18 protein-coding genes are annotated in these 21,959 nt (G+C 66.4%); 15 read left to right on the top strand and 3 right to left on the bottom strand.

The window, feature by feature from the left end; translation table 11 throughout:
• The first annotated feature begins 5 nt into the window (after positions 1-5).
• Positions 6-2,135: an NAD-dependent DNA ligase LigA gene (ligA, locus tag RS901_RS16645; protein ID WP_316149887.1), complete on the top strand. Its 2,130-nt coding sequence runs from the start codon at positions 6-8 to the stop codon at positions 2,133-2,135.
• A 14-nt stretch (positions 2,136-2,149) separates the two neighbouring features.
• Complete coding sequence (gene def / locus RS901_RS16640) at positions 2,150-2,683, top strand: peptide deformylase (RefSeq protein WP_316149886.1); 534 nt, start codon at positions 2,150-2,152, stop codon at positions 2,681-2,683.
• 89 nt (positions 2,684-2,772) lie between these two features.
• Here def and RS901_RS16635 read toward each other — a convergent pair whose 3' ends face one another.
• The 3 genes from RS901_RS16635 to map all read right to left on the bottom strand — a co-directional run bounded on the left by RS901_RS16635 (position 2,773) and on the right by map (position 8,143).
• Entirely contained in the window at positions 2,773-4,632 is a 1,860-nt protein-coding gene (locus tag RS901_RS16635; RefSeq protein WP_316149885.1) for a pseudouridine synthase, read from the bottom strand.
• Positions 4,633-4,654: 22 nt separating this feature from the next.
• A complete protein-coding gene (locus tag RS901_RS16630; RefSeq protein WP_316149884.1) occupies positions 4,655-7,237 on the bottom strand; it encodes a [protein-PII] uridylyltransferase in 2,583 nt (860 codons plus the stop codon).
• An 87-nt stretch (positions 7,238-7,324) separates the two neighbouring features.
• The gene (map, locus tag RS901_RS16625) at positions 7,325-8,143 is read right to left on the bottom strand and encodes a type I methionyl aminopeptidase (protein ID WP_316149883.1); all 819 of its coding nucleotides are present in this window, start codon (positions 8,141-8,143) and stop codon (positions 7,325-7,327) included.
• A 333-nt stretch (positions 8,144-8,476) separates the two neighbouring features.
• Here map and rpsB point away from each other — a divergent pair, with 333 nt between their 5' ends.
• The 13 genes from rpsB (at position 8,477) to lpxA (ending at position 21,956) form a co-directional block, all read left to right on the top strand.
• Positions 8,477-9,223, top strand: a complete 747-nt coding sequence (gene rpsB / locus RS901_RS16620; protein ID WP_013956961.1) for a 30S ribosomal protein S2 — start codon at positions 8,477-8,479, stop codon at positions 9,221-9,223.
• A gap of 297 nt (positions 9,224-9,520) precedes the next feature.
• Positions 9,521-10,399, top strand: a complete 879-nt coding sequence (gene tsf / locus RS901_RS16615) for a translation elongation factor Ts (protein WP_010809600.1) — start codon at positions 9,521-9,523, stop codon at positions 10,397-10,399.
• 271 nt (positions 10,400-10,670) lie between these two features.
• Positions 10,671-11,381 carry a UMP kinase gene (gene pyrH, locus RS901_RS16610; protein ID WP_316149882.1) on the top strand — a complete coding sequence of 237 codons (711 nt, stop codon included), beginning with the start codon at positions 10,671-10,673 and terminating at the stop codon, positions 11,379-11,381.
• A 110-nt stretch (positions 11,382-11,491) separates the two neighbouring features.
• Positions 11,492-12,052 (top strand): ribosome recycling factor, encoded by a 561-nt coding sequence (frr, locus tag RS901_RS16605; protein ID WP_010809598.1) that lies wholly within the window; start codon positions 11,492-11,494, stop codon positions 12,050-12,052.
• A gap of 44 nt (positions 12,053-12,096) precedes the next feature.
• A complete protein-coding gene (locus RS901_RS16600; protein WP_316149880.1) occupies positions 12,097-12,867 on the top strand; it encodes an isoprenyl transferase in 771 nt (256 codons plus the stop codon).
• Between the two features lie 36 nt (positions 12,868-12,903).
• Entirely contained in the window at positions 12,904-13,725 is an 822-nt protein-coding gene (locus RS901_RS16595; RefSeq protein ID WP_316149879.1) for a phosphatidate cytidylyltransferase, read from the top strand.
• Between the two features lie 11 nt (positions 13,726-13,736).
• Positions 13,737-14,918 (top strand): 1-deoxy-D-xylulose-5-phosphate reductoisomerase, encoded by a 1,182-nt coding sequence (gene ispC, locus RS901_RS16590; RefSeq protein WP_316149877.1) that lies wholly within the window; start codon positions 13,737-13,739, stop codon positions 14,916-14,918.
• A gap of 107 nt (positions 14,919-15,025) precedes the next feature.
• Positions 15,026-16,429 (top strand): RIP metalloprotease RseP, encoded by a 1,404-nt coding sequence (rseP, locus tag RS901_RS16585; protein ID WP_316149876.1) that lies wholly within the window; start codon positions 15,026-15,028, stop codon positions 16,427-16,429.
• A gap of 100 nt (positions 16,430-16,529) precedes the next feature.
• Positions 16,530-18,863, top strand: a complete 2,334-nt coding sequence (gene bamA, locus RS901_RS16580; RefSeq protein ID WP_189374630.1) for an outer membrane protein assembly factor BamA — start codon at positions 16,530-16,532, stop codon at positions 18,861-18,863.
• 23 nt (positions 18,864-18,886) lie between these two features.
• Positions 18,887-19,414, top strand: coding sequence for an OmpH family outer membrane protein (locus RS901_RS16575; protein ID WP_013956952.1), 528 nt, complete (start codon positions 18,887-18,889; stop codon positions 19,412-19,414).
• A 53-nt stretch (positions 19,415-19,467) separates the two neighbouring features.
• The gene (gene lpxD, locus RS901_RS16570) at positions 19,468-20,559 is read left to right on the top strand and encodes a UDP-3-O-(3-hydroxymyristoyl)glucosamine N-acyltransferase (RefSeq protein WP_316149873.1); all 1,092 of its coding nucleotides are present in this window, start codon (positions 19,468-19,470) and stop codon (positions 20,557-20,559) included.
• Positions 20,560-20,570: 11 nt separating this feature from the next.
• Complete coding sequence (gene fabZ, locus RS901_RS16565) at positions 20,571-21,020, top strand: 3-hydroxyacyl-ACP dehydratase FabZ (protein WP_013956950.1); 450 nt, start codon at positions 20,571-20,573, stop codon at positions 21,018-21,020.
• A 132-nt stretch (positions 21,021-21,152) separates the two neighbouring features.
• On the top strand, positions 21,153-21,956 hold the full coding sequence (lpxA, locus tag RS901_RS16560; protein ID WP_013956949.1) for an acyl-ACP--UDP-N-acetylglucosamine O-acyltransferase: 804 nt from the start codon (positions 21,153-21,155) through the stop codon (positions 21,954-21,956).
• Positions 21,957-21,959: the final 3 nt, after the last annotated feature.

The following is a 21,959-nucleotide window of genomic DNA, read 5'->3' as shown; positions in this document are numbered from 1 at the left end:
CTGTCATGACCGCAACACACCGCGGCGCGCAGGCAGATGCCTCCGCGCCCGTCGGCGCCTTGCCGCCCGAAGCTGCCGCCAAGCGCGTGGCCTGGCTGCGCGACGAGCTGGATCGCCACAACTACCAGTACTACGTGCTGGACGCGCCGACCATTCCCGACGCCGAGTACGACGCGCTGTTCAGCGAGTTGCAGGCGCTGGAGCTGGAACATCCCGAACTGCAGACGCCGGACTCGCCCACCCAGCGCGTGGGCGGCGAGCCGCTGTCGGCCTTCGACTCGGTGCGCCACCGCGTGCCGATGCTGTCGCTCAACAACGGCTTTGCGGATGAAGACGTACTGAACTTCGACCGCCGCTGCGCGCAAGGCCTGGGCCGCACCGCGCCCGCCGCCGGCGAGCAGGACCTGTTCAGCGCCGCCGACGCAGTCGAGTACGCCTGCGACCTGAAGTTCGACGGCCTGGCCATGTCGCTGCGCTATGAGGATGGCCGACTGGTGCAGGCCGCTACCCGCGGCGACGGCGAGACCGGCGAGGACGTCACCGTCAACGTGCGCACCATCAAGGCGATCCCGCTGAAGCTGCGCGGCCAGGCTCCCGCCGTGCTTGAAGTGCGGGGCGAAGTCTTCATGTACCGCGGCGACTTCGACAAGCTCAACGAACGCCAGGCCGAGGCCGGCGAGAAGACCTTCGTCAACCCGCGCAACGCCGCCGCAGGCAGCCTGCGCCAGCTCGATCCGCGCATCACCGCCAAGCGGCCGCTGTCATTCTTCGCCTACGGACTGGGCGAGCTGCAGGGCGTGGACCGTCCGCCCACCCACAGCGCCATGCTCGACGGCTTTGCCGCGCTGGGCCTGCCGGTGTGCAAGGACCGCGCGGTGGTGAAGGGCGCGCAGGGGCTGCTGGATTTCTACCGCGATATCGGCCAGCGCCGCGACGCGCTGCCGTATGACATCGACGGTGTCGTCTACAAGGTCAACGCGCTGGCCGAGCAGGAGCGCCTGGGCTTTGTCTCGCGCGCGCCGCGCTTTGCGCTGGCGCACAAGTTCCCTGCGCAGGAAATGACCACCATCGTCGAGGACATCGAAGTGCAGGTCGGCCGCACTGGCGCGATCACGCCGGTGGCGCGGCTCAAGCCGGTCTTCGTCGGCGGCGTGACCGTGACCAATGCCACGCTGCACAACGAGGACGAGATCCGCCGCAAGGACGTGCATATCGGCGATACCGTGATCGTGCGCCGCGCCGGCGACGTGATCCCGGAAGTGGTCGGCGTGGTGACCGAGCGCCGTCCCGCCGACGCGCGCGCCTTCGTGATGCCGACCGCCTGCCCGGTGTGCGGCTCGCATATTGAGAAGCTCGAGGACGAAGCCATCGCGCGCTGCACCGGCGGCCTGATCTGCGCCGCGCAGCGCAAGCAGGCGCTGCTACATTTCGCGCAGCGGCGCGCTATGGATATCGAAGGCCTGGGCGACAAGCTGGTCGAGCAACTGGTCGACCAGGGCATCGTGCGCACGCCTGCGGATCTGTTCAAGCTGGGCGTGGCCAAGCTGGCCGCGCTGGAGCGCATGGCCGACAAATCGGCGGCCAATCTGGTGGCTGCGATCGACGCGTCGCGCGAGACCACCATGAACCGCTTTATTTTCGCGCTGGGCATCCGCCATGTGGGCGAAGCCACCGCCAAGGACCTGGCCAGGCATTTCGGCAAGCTGGATGGGCTGATGGCAGCCGACGAAGCCGCGCTGCTGGAAGTGAACGACGTCGGCCCGGTGGTGGCGCAGTCGATCGCGCACTTCTTTGCCGAGCCGCACAACGTCGAGGTCATCGAACAACTGCGCGCCGCAGGCGTACACTGGGCGGAAAGCGAGCCGGTGGCCAAGGCCCCGGCGCCGCTGTCGGGCAAGACCTTCGTGCTGACCGGCACGCTGCCCACCATGTCGCGCGAGGACGCCAAGGAACTGCTGGAAGCCGCCGGCGCCAAGGTGGCGGGTTCGGTATCGAAGAAGACCGACTACGTGGTCGCTGGCGCCGAGGCAGGAAGCAAGCTCGACAAGGCCGAGGCGCTGGGCGTGCCAGTGCTGGACGAGGCCGGCATGCTGGCGCTGCTGGCTGAAGCCGGCGCCGCGCCGGCACAGGAATAACCGGGGAAACAACCATGATCCGCGAGATTCTCAAGATGGGCGATCCGCGCCTGCTGCAGGTGGCGCGGCCGGTGGAGCGCTTCAATACGCCGGAGCTGCGCACGCTGATCGAAGACATGTTCGACACCATGGACCACGCCAACGGCGCTGGCCTGGCCGCGCCGCAGATTGGCGTGGACCTGCAGGTGGTGATCTTCGGCTTCGACCGCAACCCGCGTTACCCGGACGCGCCCACCGTGCCCAAGACAGTGCTGATCAACCCGGTGCTGGAAATGGAGTCCGACGAGATGGAGGACGGCTGGGAAGGCTGCCTGTCAGTCCCCGGCCTGCGCGGCGTGGTGCCGCGCCACCTGCGGCTGAAGTACAGCGGCCACGACCTGATGGGCAACCGCATCGAACGCGTGGCTGAGGGCTTCCATGCGCGCGTGGTGCAGCATGAATACGACCACCTGCAGGGCATCCTCTATCCGATGCGGATCAAGGACTTCAGGCAGTTTGGGTTTACCGAGGTGTTGTTTCCGGATCTGCCGCCGAATAGTGACGATTGACGCGCGGTGCGGCGCGGTATCGAACCCGCGCAAGGCACAAAAAAAACCGGTCCTGGGGACCGGTTTTTTTGCGTCGGAAAATTCCGGAATCAGAACTTCTCGAACTGTCCCAGGAATCGCCATTTGCCCGGCGGCAGATCCCCCAGCACCACGCGTCCCATGCGCACGCGCTTGAGGCCGACCACCTGCAGCCCGACCTGTTCGCACATACGACGGATCTGGCGCTTGCGGCCTTCGCGCAGCACGAAGCGCAGCTGCTCCTCGTTCTGCCAGCTCACCTTGGCCGGCTTGAGCGGCACGCCATCCAGCGACAGGCCGTGACGCAGCAGCTCGAGATCATCGGCCGGGAATTCCGCGCTGATATTGCGCTCGACCACGCCCTGCGGCGAGTGCCAGACCACGCGCACCAGGTATTCCTTCTCGACAGTCGAATCCTCGCCGATCAGCGCGCGCGCGACGCGGCCGTCCTGCGTCAGCACCAGCAGGCCGGTTGAGTCGATATCGAGGCGGCCCGCCGGGGCCAGGCTCTTGCGTTGCCACGGGGCAAAGCGCTTGCGCGTGGGGTCGCCTTCCCACTGGTTCTCGGGGGTAAACAGCACCGCGGCCGGCTCGTAGCCGTCTTCGGCCTGGCCGGAGACGTAGCCCACCGGCTTGTTCAGCAGCACCGTGACACGCTCGCCTTGTTCGGAGCGCGCTTCCTGCTTGATCTCGATCTCGGCGTCGGGGCGGATGCGGCTGCCCAGTTCGGTCACGGGCTTGCCGTCGACCAGCACCCAGCCGTGCGGGATCCATTCGTCGGCCTCGCGGCGCGAGCACAGGCCCAGTTCGGACATGCGCTTGGACAGGCGCACCAGGCCGTCGTCGTGGCTGGACTCGGCGCGGGCGGGCGCGGGCTTTTCCTGGCGCGCGGCCGGTGCCTGCTGGCGTGCCGGGCCGGCGGTGCGGATGCGGTCGGCGGCGTCGCTGAAGCGGCGTGCCGGCGCGGTGCCTTCACGGCGGCGCTCGCCCGACGGCGCGGGGCGCGGGCGCTGGTCGTCATCGCCATAACGGCGCGGACGCGAGTCGGCGCCTTCGAAGCGGCGGGGACGGTTGTTGTCCTCGCCAGCACGGCGCGGCGGACGTGAATCACCGCCCTCGAAACGGCGCGGCGGGCGCGCTTCGCCGCCTTCGAAGCGGCGCGGACGTGCCTCGCCGCGATCGTCGCCAGTGCGGCGCGGGCGGTTGTCATCGTCGCCAAAGCGGCGCGGCGGGCGCGAATCACCACCCTCGAAGCGGCGCGGACGTGCCTCGCCGCGATCGTCGCCAGTGCGGCGCGGGCGGTTGTCATCGTCGCCAAAGCGGCGCGGCGGGCGCGAATCACCACCCTCGAAACGGCGCGGACGTGCCTCTCCGCGATCGTCGCCAGTGCGGCGCGGGCGATTGTCGTCGTCGCCAAAACGGCGCGGCGGGCGCGATTCGCCGCCTTCGAAACGGCGCGGACGTGCCTCGCCGCGATCGTCGCCAGTGCGGCGCGGGCGGTTGTCGTCGTCGCCAAAGCGCCGCGGCGGGCGCGCTTCGCCGCCTTCGAAACGGCGCGGACGTGCCTCACCCCGGTCGTCGCCATAACGGCGGGGACGGCTTTCGTCATCGCCGAAGCGGCGCGGACGCGCCTCGCCACCTTCCGGGCGGCGCGGGCGTGCCTGGCGTTCGCCGTCAGCGGGACGCGGCGCGCGGGGCGCGGCGCGTTGGGCTGCGCCGGCCTGCGACTCGCCCTGGGCCGGACGGCCGCCGGTCTTGCCGCCGGCGCGCTCCTGGGCGCGCTTGATGCCTTCGGAGACGGCTTGCACGCGCTTGCGGTTCAGGTCGGACACGCGCACGGGGCGGGTGCCGGTCTTGCGCGCGGCCGTGCCGGTGTCGCTGGCGGCCTTGATACCTAGCGTCTTGCGCTTCGGCGAATTGCTGTCGGTCATATGTTGATGCTGCCCGCCCGCCTCAGATGGCGAGGGCGGCGAGCAAGTCCTGTTCAAGCTGAATCTGCAATCGGTTGTCGGCAGCCAGGCGGCTGCCGTCGACCAGGAACACGTCTTCGACGCGTTCGCCCAGGGTGTTGATGCGTGCCGTGTGGACGGATACGCGATGCCGTGCCAGTACGCGGGCGATGGCGTACAGCAGGCCGGTGCGGTCGTTGGCGGACAGCGACAGCAGGTAATACTGGCCGCGCTCGTCCGGGCGCAGGTCCACGCGCGGCTTGATCGGGAAGCTGCGCGACTGGCGCGACAGCCGCCCCTGCGTGGGTTCGGGCAGTGCGCCTTGCAGGCGCAGCCGCTCGCACAGTTCGTGCTCGACCAGCGCGATGATGTCGCGATAGTTGCCGCCGTCGCCGGCCATGCCCGGGTCGGTGACCTGGAACGTGTCCAGTGCGTAGCCGTGGCGCGTGGTGTGGATCTTGGCGTCCTGGATCGAGAACGCCTTGCGCTCGAAATAGCCGCAGATGCGCGCGAACAGGTCGGGCTGGTCCTTGACGTAGACCGCCACCTGCAGGCCTTCGCCGGCGGGGGAGACGCGTGCCTTGACCACCGGCGTGGGGCTGTCCACCTTGTTGTACAGGTGGCGCGTGAGCCAGGCGATATCGTGCGAATCGTGGCGCAGGAAGAAGGCCACGTCGAGCTGTGCCCACAGGGACTTGCCCAGCGCCGGGTCGAAGGCTTTCAGGCGCAGCTCGGAGATAGTGTCCTCCTTGCGCTGCGACCACAGCGAATGCGAATCCACGCGCGCGCCGCCCAGCACGCGCAGCGTGATGTGGTACAGGTCTTCCAGCAGCTTGCCCTTCCACGCGTTCCATACCTTGGGGCTGGTGCCGCGGATGTCGGCCACGGTAAGCAGGTAGAGCGCGGTCAGGTAGCGTTCGCTGCCGACCACGCGGGCAAAGGCGTGGATCACGTCGGGATCGGTCAGGTCCTGCTTCTGCGCCACGTGGCTCATGGTCAGGTGGTGCTCGACCAGCCAGCAGATCAGGTCGGCGTCTTCGCGCGCAATGCCGTGCAGCCTGCAGAAGCGGCGCGCATCCACGGTGCCAAGCTTTGAGTGGTCGCCGCCGCGGCCCTTGGCAATGTCGTGGAACAGCGCTGCCACCGACAGCACCCACGGCTTGTCGAAGCTGGCCATCAGCTGGCTGCAGAACGGGAACTCGTGGGTGTGCTCGACGATGGCGAAGCGGCGCATGTTGCGCACCACCATCAGGATGTGCTGGTCCACCGTGTAGACGTGGAACAGGTCGTGCTGCATCTGGCCGACGATGCGCCGGAAGTTGATCAGGTAGCGGCCCAGCACGCTGGTCTGGTTCAACAGGCGCAGCGCGTGGGTGATGCCCTGCGGCTCCTGCATGATGGCCAGGAACAGGCGGCGGTTCTCCGGATCGTTGCGCCAGCCCGCGTTCATCACGGTGCGCGCGTTGTACAGCCCGCGCAGCGTGCGCGGCGACAGTCCCTTCACGCCGGGCGTGCGCTGGTACAGCAGGAAAGTTTCCAGGATCGCATGCGGGTCGCGTTCATAGACGTCGTCGCTGGTGATCTCCAGCATGCCCTGGCGCTCGACAAAGCGTTCGTTGAGCACGCGCGTCACCTGTGACTCGCTCGGGAACAGCATCGCCTCGATATTGAGCAGCAGCACGCTGTTGAGCTGCGTGACTGCCTTGGCCGCCCAGTAGTAGCGGCGCATCAGCTGTTCGCTGGCGCGCTTGTTGGTAGTCTGGCGATAGCCGAAGGACTCCGCCAGCGCGGTCTGCAGGTCGAATACCAGCACGTCCTGGCGCCGGCCGGCCACCAGGTGCAGGCGCGCGCGGATGGTCTTGAGCAGGCGCTCGTTGCGCGCCAGCTCCTGCGCTTCGCGCTGCGTCAGCAGGCCGCGCTCGAACAGTTCTTTCCAGCTGTCGCCCAGGCCCGCCGCCTTGGTCATCCACAGGATCACCTGCAGGTCGCGCAGGCCGCCCGGGCTTTCCTTGCAGTTGGGCTCGAGCGCGTAGGGCGTGTCCTGGTATTTGGCGTGGCGCTGGCGCATTTCCAGCAGCTTGGCCTGGAAGAACGCGGCCGGGTCCAGGTCTGCAAGGTAGCGCGTGCGCATCGACTCGAACAGCTTGCGGCTGCCGGTCAGCAGCCGCGCTTCCAGCAGCGAGGTCTGGATGGTGACGTCCTGGCGCGACTCGCGGATGCAATCGTCCACGGTGCGCACCGAAGAGCCTATCTCCAGCCCAAGGTCCCAGCACAGGCCGATAAAACGCTCCAGGCGCCCGGTGGTGTCCTGGTCGGGCTCGGCGGGTAGCAACAGCAGCACGTCGACGTCGGAGTACGGCAGCAGCTCGCCGCGGCCATAGCCGCCCACCGCCACCAGCGCTGCGCCCGCGGGCATCTCCAGGCCGCGCCAGGCTTCCACCAGCGCGGCGTCGACAGCGCGGCGCAGCCGCGTGATCAGCGTGCCGACGTTGGCGCTGAGGTTGAAGTCGGCAAACAGCGCCTGCTTGTCGGTTTTGAGCTTATCGCGCACGCGCGCGGCAAGCAGCAGTTCCGGCGTGGTGTCCATGGAGATGGCGGGCTCGGGGAGCGGGTTGGTGGGCACGGCTGGAAAAAGAAAGGCGCCCGGTCAGGCGCCCCTGGCTTCGGTGCGGCCTCAGGCCGCGACGGAATCGGTGATAAAGGCCGGCGGTGCCGGGCTCCCGGCCGATACCGTGAGGACCTCGTAGCCGGTTTCCGTGACCAGCACGGTGTGCTCCCACTGCGCCGACAGGCTGCGGTCGCGGGTCTTGACCGTCCACTGGTCGGGCATGGTGCGGATATCGCGCTTGCCGGCGTTGATCATCGGCTCAATGGTGAAGATCATGCCGGCCTTGATCTCGGCGCCGGTGCCCGGGCGGCCGTAGTGCAGGATCTGCGGGTCTTCGTGGAAATTCTTGCCGATGCCGTGGCCGCAGTACTCGCGCACCACGCTGTAGCCGGCGGCTTCGGCGTGTACCTGGATGGCGTGGCCGATGTCGCCCAGGCGGGCGCCGTGGCGAACCTGCGCGATACCTTTCCACATGCATTCATAGGTCACCTGCGACAGGCGCTTGGCCAGGATCGAGCCCTCGCCGACAATGAACATGCGGCTGTTGTCGCCGTAGTAGCCTTCCTTGGTGATGACCGTGATGTCCAGGTTGATCGCGTCACCGTTCTTCAGCACGCGTTCGCCCGGAATGCCATGGCAGATCACGTCGTTGACCGAGGTGCAGATCGCGCCGGGGAAGGGCGGATAGCCGGGGGGAGCATAGTTCAGGCACGCCGACACCGTGCCCTGCACTTCACGCATGTAGGCGTGGCACAGGCGGTCGATTTCGCCGGTGGTGATACCTGGCTGGACGAAGGGCGTGATGTAGTCGAGGACCTCGGACCCAAGGCGGCAAGCCACACGCATCTGGGCGATGTCTTCGGCGGTGTTCAGGTGAATGCTCATGCTGCGTCGCCAAAAAGTGATGGCGAGGCCACTGGCCGCGCCGAAATCGAAAGTCAATGTAGGATTATCGCACCATCGGGGCCGGATCGCAGCCTGTGTGCGGCCGTCCCGGGCTGAGTCCGCAGGGCGCCAGGGCACCGGGCGGCTTGAGCGGGCCGCACTTTTTTTGCTACAATAGCGGGCTGACTTGGTTGCAGTGCAGTATTGCGTGCGCCAGGCCGGAATTTTGCAGGATATTCCTGTTGCTGTTTGAAATCGCTGGCCCGCCTATCCGGGGTGTTCCTTTTCAGGAATGTCGGGGCGGGCTTCAGACCTAACCCTTTGGAGATTTACATGTCCGTTACCATGCGCGAAATGCTGGAAGCCGGTTGCCACTTCGGCCACCAGACCCGCTTCTGGAACCCGAAGATGGCCCCCTTCATCTTCGGCCATCGCAACAAGATCCACATCATCAACCTCGAAAAGACGTTGCCGATGTTCCAGGACGCAATGAAGTACGTGCGTCAGCTGGCAGCCAATCGTGGCACCATCCTTTTCGTGGGCACCAAGCGCCAGTCGCGCGAAATCCTGGCTGAAGAAGCTGGCCGTGCCGGCATGCCCTACGTCGACGCCCGCTGGCTCGGCGGCATGCTGACCAACTTCAAGACGGTCAAGATCTCGATCAAGCGCCTGAAGGACATGGAAGCCGCCAAGGAAGCCGGCGCGCTGGACACCATGAGCAAGAAGGAAGCGCTGATGTTCGAGCGCGAGATGCTGAAGCTGGAAAAGTCGATCGGCGGCATCAAGGATATGGGCGGCGTGCCGGACGCGATCTTCGTGGTCGACGTCGGCTACCACAAGATTGCCGTGACCGAAGCCAACAAGCTGGGCGTGCCGGTGATCGGCGTGGTTGATACCAACCACTCGCCGGAAGGCATCGACTACGTGATCCCGGGCAACGACGACTCGAGCAAGGCCGTGGCCCTGTACGTGCGCGGTGTGGCCGACGCGATCCTGGAAGGCCGTGCCAACGCCGTGCAGGAAGTGGTCGAGGCCGCGCGCGGCGGCGACGACGAATTCGTCGAAGTGCAGGAAGGCTGATTGCCCGCCGCCTGATTGCCGGAAAGGAACCCGCTAGCGCGCAACGTCACCGCACGACAGACAAGCAACGCTTGCCGCCCGTCACCACGGGCTGCGCGCAAGGCGAAAGCCGGGGTACGCCGGCAGCCGGGCAAGAAGGGCAATAAGAAAGGGGGCACATCTGGCGCCCCCTTTTTTTGAATTTGAATTGTTGTCATCCGCCGCAGGCAGTATCTGCCGCGGGTGTGCTGTAGACCCACCGACCGGGTGCCGCGGGCGACTGCCGGCAGCCGGCGTGAAACATTCAAGGAGTGACAAATGGCGGCAATTACCGCAAGCATGGTTGCAGAACTGCGCGCGAAGACCGACGCGCCGATGATGGAATGCAAGAAGGCCCTGACCGAGGCCGACGGCGACCTGGACAAGGCCGAAGAGCTGCTGCGCGTCAAGCTGGGCAACAAGGCCAGCAAGGCCGCGTCGCGCGTGACCGCTGAAGGCGTGGTCGCATCGTTCATCGACGGTACCACCGGCGTGCTGGTCGAACTGAACTGCGAGACCGATTTCGTCTCCAAGAATGACGACTTCCTGGCTTTCTCGGCCAAGGTCGCCGAACTGATCGCCAAGCAGAACCCGGCCGACGTGGCCGCCCTGTCGGCGCTGGAAATCGACGGCGTGAGCGTTGAAGCCACCCGCACCGCCCTGATCGGCAAGATCGGCGAGAACCTGACGATCCGCCGCTTTGCCCGCTACGCCAACGGCGGCAAGCTGGTTTCGTACCTGCACGGCACCCGCATCGGCGTGATGGTCGAATTCGATGGCGACGAAGCCGCCGCCAAGGACGTGGCCATGCACGTGGCCGCCATGAAGCCGGTGTCGCTGTCCGCCGAGCAGGTCCCCGCCGACCTGATCGCCAAGGAGCGCAGCATTGCCGAGCAGAAGGCTGCCGAGTCGGGCAAGCCGGCCGAAATCGTCGCCAAGATGGTCGAGGGTTCGGTGCAGAAGTACCTGAAGGAAGTCTCGCTGTTCAACCAGCCGTTCGTGAAGAACGACAAGCAGACGGTTGAGCAGATGCTGAAGGCCGCCAACACGACCGTGAAGGGTTTCACCCTGTTCGTGGTGGGCGAAGGCATCGAGAAGAAGCAGGACGACTTCGCCGCTGAAGTGGCCGCCCAGGTGGCCGCTGCCCAGAAGGGCTGATGTCCGGGGCGCCGCGGACTGCCCGTTCGGGCTGGTCCGGGCGCCTATAATGCCGCAGGGGCGCCGTAAGGTGCCCCTCTGCATAAGTAGTGCGACGCCGCGCATGCCGCGTTGCACTGCAGCAGCCAGTTTCCGTGGTGGTCCGGCAGTCCGGGGCACCCCGAAAACCGGCTTTCTTCCGCCGGCGGCACGAGGATCCGTGCCGCCGGTGCCAAAACATACGACTCAAGATCGTCTCAACCGAGCGATTTGCTCCTGTCCGAGGGTGAACATGCCAGCCTACAAGCGCGTCCTTCTGAAATTGTCCGGTGAAGCCCTGATGGGCGAAGATGCCTTCGGCATCAACCGCGCCACCATCGAGGCGATGGTGAACGACATTGCCGAGATCGTGAAGCTCGGCGTGCAGGTCGCGGTGGTCATCGGCGGTGGCAACATCTTCCGCGGCGTCGCCGGCGGCGCCGCCGGCATGGACCGCGCCACCGCGGACTACATGGGCATGCTGGCCACCATGATGAACGCACTGGCGCTGCAGGACGCGATGCGCCATGCCAATATCGAAGGCCGCGTGCAGTCCGCGCTGCGCATGGACCAGGTGGTCGAGCCCTATATCCGCCCGCGCGCGATCCGCCAGCTGGAAGAGGGCAAGGTGGTGATCTTCGCCGCCGGCACCGGCAACCCGTTCTTCACCACCGACACCGCCGCCGCGCTGCGCGGTTCGGAAATCGGTGCCGAGGTCGTGCTCAAGGCGACCAAGGTGGACGGCGTGTACACCGCCGACCCCAAGAAGGACCCGAGCGCGACGCGCTACACCACTATCAGCTTCGACGAGGCCATCTCGCGCAATCTGCAAGTGATGGACGCCACCGCCTTCGCCCTGTGCCGCGACCAGAAGCTGCCGATCAGGGTGTTCTCGATCGTCAAGCCGGGCGCGCTCAAGCGCATCATCCTGGGCGAGGACGAAGGTACGCTGGTGCACGTCTGAGGCAGGGCGCCAGACGCCGGGCTGCTGGTATCTGGCCGGGCAAAGAGTAGAATGATTCATTTTCGATCCCCGCCAGGGGGATCATGGTTGGCTGATTTCCGGAGGTAAAAATGAGCGTCGCCGACACAAAGAAGAGCGTCGAGCAGAAAATGCAGAAGTCGATCGAAGCCTTCAAGGCCGATCTGGCGAAGATCCGCACCGGCCGTGCCCACACCGGCCTGCTCGACCACGTTCAGGTGGACTACTACGGCTCGATGGTTCCCATCAGCCAGGTCGCGGCAGTCGGCCTGGCCGATGCGCGTACCATCACGGTACAGCCCTGGGAAAAGAAGATGGTGGGCGCGGTCGAGAAGGCCATCCGCGACTGCGACCTGGGCCTGAACCCGGCCACCATGGGTGAAGTGATCCGCGTGCCGATGCCCGCACTGACCGAAGAGCGCCGCAAGGAGCTGACCAAGGTCGTCAAGGGAGAGGCCGAGGGCGCCAAGGTTGCCGTGCGCAACCTGCGCCGGGATGCCAACGAGCAGTTCAAGAAGCTGGTCAAGGACAAGACCATCTCCGAGGACGACGAGCGCCGTGGCCAGGACGAAGTGCAGAAGCTGACCGACAAGTACGTGGCCGAGATCGACAAGATGGTCGCCGAGAAAGAGAAGGAGATCATGACGGTCTGACCCCGTCCCGGCATGGCCGGGGCAGTCAACGACCGTCTGCCATCATGCAGCACATCAGTTCAACGCTCGACGTACCCGATACCTCCTACGTCCCCCGCCACGTTGCCATCATCATGGACGGCAACGGCCGCTGGGCGACCCAGCGGCACCTGCCGCGCGTTGCCGGGCATTCCCGGGGGCTGGACGCGGTGCGTGCGGTGGTCGAAGCCAGCGCCGCCCGTGGCGTGCAGTTCCTGACGCTGTTCGCCTTCAGTTCCGAGAACTGGCGGCGCCCGGCGGACGAGGTCTCGTTCCTGATGCGGCTGTTCATGATGGCCCTGCGGCGCGAAGTGGTGAAGATGCACGCCAACAACATCCGCTTGCGGGTGGTGGGCGACCTGGACCGCTTCAGCCCCCGCATCCAGCAGATGATCCGCGATGCCGAGGCGCGCACGGCCGGCAACACCGGCCTGACCGTGACCATCGCCGCCAACTACGGCGGCCGCTGGGACCTGCTGCAGGCCATGCGCAAGATGCTGGCGCGCTCGCCCATGCTCGACCCGGCCTCGATCGACGAATCGGCGCTGGCGCCGCACCTGGCGATGGCCTATGCGCCGGAGCCGGATCTCTTCATCCGCACCGGCGGCGAACAGCGCATCAGCAACTTCCTGCTGTGGCAGCTGGCGTATTCCGAGCTGTATTTCACCGACGTTTTCTGGCCGGATTTCGACGCCGCGGAACTGGACAAGGCCTTCGCCTCGTACCGCCAGCGCGAACGCCGTTTCGGCCGCACCAGCGCACAGCTGGTCGCCCCGGGTCTATCGGGTACCGCCTGACCCTGGCAACTCCAACCTCTCACGGGACTGCAGCGCATGCTCCTCACCCGCGTCATCACCGCACTGTGCCTGTTGCTGCTGATCCTGCCGATCCTGTTCCTGGCGCCGCCCGCGGCACTGGCCGGGCTGGTGGCCGTGATCGTGCTGCTGGCCGGCTGGGAATTCGGCCGCCTGATCGGGCTGCGCGGGCCGTGGCCCTATGTCTATGCGCTGGCGTGCCTGATCGCGGCCATTGCCTGGCATGACCTGCCGCTGCGCCACGCCATCACCTGGCTGCTGGAAGCCGCGGTGGTCTGCTGGGGCGTCGCGGTGGTGCTGCTGGCGCGCGGCGTGCGCACCGCGACGCCGTCGTTTACCGCTCTGGGCGCGCTGCTGGGGCTGGTGATGCTGCCCGCGTTCGCCCATGCCACCATGATCCTGCGCGGGGCCGGCATCGGCGTGCTGCTGACCGCGGCCGTGCTGGTGTGGGCGGCCGATATCGGCGCGTATTTCACCGGCAAGGCCATCGGCCGGCGCAAGCTGGCGCCTGGCATCAGCCCGGGCAAGTCCTGGGAGGGCGCCATCGGCGGCTGGCTGCTGGCGCTGGTGATCGGCCTGGCGCTCGCCGCCACCCATGCCTTTGCACCGACGTGGTTCTCCGCGATGGGCGATCGTGGCGGGCTGGCCTATGTGGCGGTGCTGACCACGCTGCTGGTCGCGGCGAGCGTGGTCGGCGACCTGTTCGAATCGCTGCTCAAGCGCCAGGTCGGCAGGAAGGACAGCAGCCGGCTGCTGCCCGGCCATGGCGGCGTGCTGGACCGGATCGACGCCTTGCTGCCAGTGTTCCCGCTGGCCGCCCTGATGCTGATTTTTCTCTGAAGCCGTCTGCTATGCATCGCATTACCATCCTGGGCGCCACCGGCTCCATTGGCGAAAGCACGCTCGACGTCATCAGGCGCCATGCCGACCGCTATGCGGTGCATGCGCTGACCGCCCACCGGCAGGTGCGCAAGCTGGCTGACCAGTGCATTGAATTCCGCCCGGCCCGCGCCGTGGTGGGGACTGCAGAGGCAGCGCGCGAACTGGAAACGCTGCTGCGCGATGCCGGCGTGAAGACCGAGGTCAGCCACGGCGAAGCCGCGCTGGAATCCGTGGCCGCCGATGCGCAGACCGATTCGGTAATGGCCGCCATCGTCGGCGCCGCCGGCCTGCGCCCGACGCTGGCGGCAGCACGTGCCGGCAAGCGCGTGCTGCTGGCCAACAAGGAAGCGCTGGTGATGTCTGGCCGCATCTTCATGGATGCGGTGCGCGAGCACGGCGCCACGCTGCTGCCGATCGACAGCGAGCACAACGCCATCTTCCAGTGCCTGCCGGCCGACGATCCGCGCTACGGCCGGGGCGTGGCCAAGGTGCTGCTGACCGCGTCGGGCGGGCCGTTCCGCACGCGCGACCCGGCCACGCTGCACGATATTTCCCCCGACCAGGCCTGTGCCCACCCCAACTGGGTCATGGGCCGCAAGATCTCGGTCGACTCCGCCACCATGATGAACAAGGGCCTCGAGGTCATCGAGGCGCACTGGCTGTTCGGCGCCCCGGCCGAGCGCATCGAGGTACTGATCCATCCGCAGAGCATCGTGCATTCGATGGTGGCCTACACCGATGGCTCGGTGCTGGCGCAGCTGGGCAACCCGGACATGCGCACGCCGATCGCCTATGGCCTGGCGTATCCGGAGCGGATCGACGCGGGCGTGACGCCGCTGGACCTGACGGTGGCCGGAGGCCTGCACTTCGAGAAGCCGGACCTGGTGCGCTTCCCGTGCCTGGGCCTGGCTTTCGATGCACTGCGCGCTGGCGGAGTGGCGCCGGCGGCCCTCAATGCGGCCAACGAGGTGGCGGTCGAGGCATTCCTGGGCGGCAAAGTGCGCTTCACGGACATTGCCGGCATCGTCCGGCAGGTGCTTGAGGCAGCACCTCAAGGGCCTGCCGATACGCTCGAAGCGGTGCTGTCAGCTGACGCGCTGGCGCGCAAGGCGGCACGCGCCGGCGTGGCCGCCCTGGCTGCAAAGCGCTGATCCGGCGGGGCGGCTTGCCGCATCTGCGACAATAGCGGCTGCGGCGGCCCCGGGTCCCCCGGGGTCCGGCGCGCCCGTCCAGCCATCGTTACCGACGTCCCGACTCCATGCAAACCGTACTCGCTTTCATCGTTGCCCTGTGCGTGCTGATCTATGTGCACGAAATGGGGCACTACCTCGCCGCGCGCGCCTGCGGCGTGAAGGTGCTGCGTTTCTCGATCGGCTTCGGGCGGCCCTTGGTGCGCTGGATTTCCAAGAGCCGCGACCGGACTGAATGGACGGTGGCGGCGATCCCGCTGGGCGGCTACGTCAAGATGCTGGACGAGCGCGAGGTCGATCCCGAGCGCGATACGCCGATCGACCCGGCCGACCTGCCGCGGGCTTTCAACCGCCAGCCGGTCGGCAAGCGCTTCGTGATCGTGGCGGCTGGCCCGCTGGCCAATTTTGCGCTGGCAATCGTGCTGTATTTCGCGCTCTTTGCCGGCGGCATGCGCGAGCCCGTGCCGGTGGTGGCCGCGCCCGCGGCAGGCACCATGGCGGCGCAGGCCGGCGTGCGCGAAGGCGACCGGGTGCTGTCGCTGACCGCCAATGGCCATACCGAAGCGGTGCGCTCCTGGAATGACCTGCGCATGGCCGTATTCGCCGAGGGCTTTGGCGATACGCGCGCCGTGCTGCGCGTGCGCGGCGCCGACGGGGCAGAGCGCGACGTCGCGCTGCCGCGCCTGCCCAATACCGGCGGCAATCCCGAACAGGATCCGCTGGCCACGCTCGGCCTGAACCTGAAAGGCGGGCCGGTGACGATCACCGAGGTGCTGCCGGACTCGGCCGCCGAGCGCGCCGGACTCAAACAGGGCGACCGCATCGTTGCCTGGCAGGGCAGCCCGCTCACGCAGGCCAGCGCGCTGATCAAGGCGGTGCGCAGCCAGCCCGGCCAGACCGTGACACTGGGCATCGAGCGCGACGGCAAGCGCCTGGACGTGCCGGTGACGCTCGACACCGCCGTGGCGCGTGATGGCGCCAAGCACGCGAGCGGCGCCACCCCGGTGCCGGCGGGCAAGCTCGGCGCGGCGCTCAGCCAGGCGGTGCAGATGGAAACCGTGCGCTACCGGCCGGACCAAGCACTGGTGCGCGCGGCCGGCCAGGTCTGGGACACCAGCGCGCTCTCGCTCAAGCTGCTGGGCAAGATGCTGGTGGGGCAGGCTTCGCTGCAGAACCTGAGCGGTCCGCTGACCGTGGCGGACTACGCGGGGCGTGCCGCAAACCTTGGCCTGCAGGCCTTTGTCAGCTTCCTGGCACTGGTCAGCGTAAGCCTTGGTGTACTCAATTTGTTACCCATTCCGGTTCTGGATGGGGGGCATTTGCTGTATTATTGCGTGGAATTTTTGACTGGCCGGCCCGTCCCAGACCACTGGCAGGCAATGCTGCAGAAGGTTGGCATCGCTTGCATCTTGCTCCTGACTTCGCTCGCTTTGTTCAATGACGTCAGCCGAATGTTTCTGGCGAACGGCTAGAAACGTGTGTCGGCAAGGGGGCGGTGGTGTCGTCGGGCACCGTCGCCAGGGACGCCATTTGCCAGGCGCAGTCCAATAAGGCATCGGAGCGCAATCCTGGATGGAATCAAAGAGGGGATCAACATTGATCAGACATAAGCGCATTTCGCTGGGCTTGCTGGCGAGTGCCGTTATTGCAGCCTGGAGCCCGGCGGGCTGGGCTGCCGATCCGTTCGTCGTCAGGGACATCCGCGTTGAGGGCCTGCAACGCGTCGAGCCGGGTACCGTGTTCGGCTACCTGCCGGTGCGTGTCGGTGAAACCTTCACCGACGACAAGGGCGCCGACGCCATCCGTGCCCTCTACAATACCGGCTTCTTCAAGGACGTGCAGATCCGCGCCGAGGAAGGCGTGCTGGTGGTCCAGGTCGAAGAGCGGCCGGCGATCTCGCAGCTCGAATTCGTCGGCATCAAGGAATTCGACAAGGACACGATGCGCCGTTCGCTGCGTGCCGTTGGCGTGGCCGAAGCCCGTTACTACGACAAGGCACTGATCGACAAGGCCGAGCAGGAGCTCAAGCGCCAGTACGTCGCGCGCGGCTACTATGCCGCCGACGTGCAGACCACGATCACGCCGGTGGACCGCAACCGCGTCTCGGTCGTGTTCAACGTCGAAGAGGGTCCGGTCGCCAAGATCCGCCAGATCAATATCGTCGGCAACAAGGCTTTCAAGGAAAGCGCGCTGCGCGACGAGATGCAGCTGTCCACGCCGAACTGGCTGTCCTGGTACACCAAGAACGACCTGTATTCCAAGCAGAAGCTGACCGCCGACCTGGAAGCGCTGCGCTCGTTCTACCTGAACCGCGGCTATCTGGAGTTCGCGATCGAATCGACCCAGGTGTCGATCACGCCGGACAAGAAGGACATCTTCCTGACGCTGAACATCAAGGAAGGCGACCAGTACAAGGTGTCCGACGTGCGCCTGGCGGGCGAGCTGCTCGGCAAGCAGGAGGAAATGGAAAAACTGCTGCAGCTGAAGAAGGGCGATATTTTCTCGTCCGAGAAGCTGACGCAGAGCACCAAGGCCATCACCGACCTGCTGGGCACCTACGGCTACGCGTTCACCACCATCAACCCGCAACCGCAGATCGACAAGGAAAAGCGTGAAGTCGCGCTGACCCTGATGGTCGACCCGGGCCGCCGCGTCTACGTGCGCCGCGTCAACGTGGTGGGCAACAGCAAGACCCGCGACGAAGTGGTGCGCCGCGAGATGCGCCAGATGGAAAGCTCGTGGTTCGACAGCGAGAAGCTCACGCAGTCGCAAGCCCGTATCAACCGTACCGGCTACTTCACCGACACCAACATCACCACCGAAGACGTGCCGGGCGCGCCCGACCAGGTCGATGTGAACGTCAACGTGACTGAAAAGCCGACCGGCCAGATCAGCCTGGGCGTGGGCTTCTCGTCCACCGACAAGCTGGTGCTGCAGGCCGGCCTGCGCCAGGACAACGTGTTCGGCTCCGGCACCAGCCTGGGCCTGGACGTGAACACCGCCAAGTCGTTCCGTACCATCGCGCTGACGCAGTACGACCCGTATTTCACGGTGGACGGCATCAGCCGCTCGACCGACATTTACTACCGTACTTCGCGCCCGCTGTACTACACCGGCGACCAGGACTACAAGATCGTGTCCGCCGGCGGTGGCTTCAAGTTCGGCGTGCCGTTCTCGGAAGTCGATACGGTGTTCTTCGGCATCGGCTACGAACGGACCCAGGTATATACGTCGGTCAACACGCCGACCCAGTACACCGACTGGCTGAACAAGATCGGCAAGCAGAGCGGCGACGGCATCAACAACTTCCCGTTCACCATCGGCTGGGCACGTGACCGCCGCGACAGCGCGCTGGTGCCGACCAAGGGCCCGTACACCCAGGCCAACCTGGAAGTCGGCCTGCCGGGCGGCGATACGCAGTACTACCGCGCCAGCGTGCAGCAGCAGTACTTCTATCCGATCTCGAAGTCCTTCACGCTGGCACTGAACGGCGAAGTCGCTTATGGCCACGGCTATGGCAACACTCCGTTCCCGGTGTTCAAGTACTTCTACGCCGGCGGTATCGGCTCGGTGCGCGGCTACCAGACCAGCACGCTGGGCCCGAAGGACCAGAATGGCAACCCGGTGGGCGGTGCCTCGAAGATGATCGGCAACGTCGAGTTCATCTTCCCGCTGCCGGGCTCGGGCGTGGACCGCACGCTGCGCCTGTTCACGTTCTTTGACTTCGGTAATGTCTACCAGGAAGGTCAGCCGCTGAGCTTCAGCGAGCTGAAGTACTCGACCGGCTTTGGCATGTCGTGGTTGTCGCCGATTGGCCCGCTGAAGATCAGCATGGGCTTCCCGCTCAAACGCGACACCAATGACAAGGTCCAGCGCTTCCAGTTCCAGATCGGCACGGCATTCTGATTCTGATAAAGGATCTGATTCAAATGATTACAACATCCAAACTGGTCAAATCCCTGGGCGCCGCCGCGCTCGCCACGGCTGCCATCTGCGCCGCGGTGCCGGCCTCGGCCCAGGAGGCGCGCATTGCCGCCGTGAACTCCGAACGGATCCTGCGCGACTCGCAGCCGGCCAAGGCTGCCCAGGTCAAGCTGGAGCAGGAATTCTCCAAGCGCGACCGCGAGCTGCAGGACATGGCCCAGAAGATCAAGGGCATGGCCGACAAGCTCGACAAGGACACGGCCGTGCTGGCCGACTCCGACCGCCAGCGCCGCCAGCGCGAAGTGGCTGACATGGACCGCGAGTTCCAGCGCAAGCAGCGCGAGTTCCGCGAGGACCTGAACCAGCGCCGCAATGAAGAACTGGCACAGGTGCTGGAGCGCGCCAACCGCGTGATCCGCCAGCTGGCCGAGCAGCGCAAGTACGACCTGATCGTGCAGGAAGCGGTGTACGTGAACCCGCGCATCGACATCACCGACGACGTGATGAAGGCGCTGAACGCCGGCGCCCGCTAAGCCGCACCGGTTCTCACGTTCTTTCGTCTTTCGTTTTTTTAGGAAGTACCGCCATGCAGACACCCACACTGGGTCAGCTCGCCACCGAGAACGGCGCGCAGGTTGTGGGTGACCCCGACCTGGCGATCGTCGGCCTGGCTCCCCTGGACCAGGCCGGACCGGGCGAGCTCTCGTTCCTGTCCAATCCGCTCTACCTGCAGCAGGCGCTGGATTCGCAGGCCGGCGCCGTGATTGTCTCGGCAGCCGACCTCGAGCGCGTTCGCGCCGAGGGCAGGGCGGACGGCCGCAACTGGCTGGTGGCGCGCAATCCCTACGTATGCTTTGCCCGCGTGGCGCAGCGTTTCGACCGCGCGGCCAACACCGATACCCGCACCGGCATCGATCCGCGCGCGACCGTTGCGCCCGACGCGGTGGTGCCGGCTTCGTGCTACATCGGCCCCAACGTGGTCATCGAGCGCGGCGCGCGCCTGGGCGAGCGGGTGCGCATCCTGGCCAACGGCTATGTCGGCGCGCAGGCAGAGATCGGCGACGATTCGCTGCTCTATGCCAATGTTTCGGTCTACCACCATTGCGTGGTCGGCGCCCGCGCCATCCTGCACAGCGGCGTGGTGATCGGCGCGGACGGCTTTGGCTTTGCGCCGGACATCAGCACAACCGGCGTGGAATACGTCAAGATCCCGCAAACGGGACGCGCGGTGCTGGGCAATGACGTGGAGGTCGGCGCCAATACGGCAATCGACCGCGGCGCCATGGCCGACACCGTGATCGAGGACGGCTGCAAGATCGACAACCAGGTGCAGATCGCGCATAACGTGCGTGTCGGGGCCCATACGGTCATCGCAGGCTGCGCCGCGGTATCGGGCAGCACGCGCATCGGGCGCTTCTGCGTGATCGGCGGGGCGGCCAATTTTTCCGGCCACCTGAATATTGCCGACCGCACCACGGTGTCGGGCGGCACCTCGATCACCAAATCCATTACCAAGCCCGGGGGGCATTTCACCAGCGTCTTCCCGTTCCTGCCGCACGGCGAGTGGGAACGCAATGCAGCCATCGTGCGCGGCCTGACCAGGCTGCGCGAACGGGTGGTGGCGCTGGAACGCCGCCTGCGCGGCCAGGCCGCCGGGTCCCAACCCTCACAAGACTAAGAGAAATCATCATGACCGCAGCCGACATCGACATTCGCAAGATCCTCAAGCTGCTGCCGCATCGATATCCGATGCTGCTGGTCGACCGCGTGCTGGAGTTCGATCCGCAGAAGCGCATCAAGACGCTGAAGAACGTCACCATGAACGAGCCGTTCTTCCAGGGCCATTTCCCGGGGCATCCGGTGATGCCTGGCGTGATGATCCTGGAAGCGCTGGCGCAGTCGGCCGGCCTGCTGACCTTCGGCGCCGACATGGAGCGCAAGGAAGACGCGCTGTACTACTTTGTCGGCATCGACGGGGCCCGCTTCAAGCAGGTGGTGTACCCGGGCGACCAGCTGCACATGAACGTGACAGTCGAACGCTATATCCGCGGCATCTGGAAGTTCAAGGCGTTCGCCACGGTGGACGACAAGGTGGCCTGCGAGGCCGAGCTGATGTGCACCGTGAAGCAGGCCGAGTGAGGCCGAGCACGGCCCGCGGCACCGCCGCAGGCCGTCCGCCGCGCCCCGTTTGACGGGTGCGAGCGGCCCGGACGGGAACCTTTGCCCCGCGCATGGGCCCATCCTTCACCAGACACACCAGAGGACAGACGTATGACGCAAATCCATCCCACCGCACTGGTTGACCCGAAGGCAGAGCTGGCATCCGACGTGACCGTCGGCCCGTTCTCCATCGTTGGCGCCAATGTGCGGATCGGCAGCGGTACCCGGATCGGCTCGCATACGACGGTCGAGGGTTACACCACGATCGGCGAGGGCAACACGATCGGCCCTTACGCATCGGTCGGCGGCGTGCCGCAGGACATGAAGTACCGCAATGAGCCGACCCGGCTCGAGATCGGCGACCGCAACACTATCCGCGAATTCACCACGATCCACACCGGCACGGTGCAGGACCGCGGCCTGACCAGCCTTGGCAACGACAACTGGATCATGGCCTACGTGCATATCGCACATGACTGCACGGTCGGCAACCACACCGTGTTTTCCAGCAACGCGCAGATCGCCGGCCATGTGGAAGTGGGCGACTGGGCGATCCTGGGCGGCATGAGCGGCGTGCACCAGTACGTGCGCATCGGCGCCCATGCGATGCTGGGTGGCGCCTCGGCGCTGGTGCAGGACGTGCCGCCGTTCGTGATCGCCGCCAGCGACAAGAGCGGCAACAAGGCCACGCCGCACGGTGTCAATGTCGAGGGGCTGCGCCGCCGCGGCTTCGATGCGGGCCAGATCGCCGCGCTGCGCCAGGCCTACAAGCTGCTTTACAAGTCCGACCTCAGCTTCGACGAGGCGCGCAACGAGATCGTGGCCTTGCTGGGCCAGGCTGATGCAGGCACGGCAGCGCCGCTGCAAGCGTTTGTCGACTTCCTTGCCGCCACCCAGCGCGGCATCGTACGCTGAGGC

The organism is Cupriavidus sp. BIC8F (genome assembly GCF_032465815.1).
Taxonomy (GTDB): Bacteria; Pseudomonadota; Gammaproteobacteria; order Burkholderiales; family Burkholderiaceae; genus Cupriavidus; species Cupriavidus necator.
Note: the sequence above shows the minus strand (reverse complement) of the source record. Positions and strands in the feature narration are given on the sequence as shown.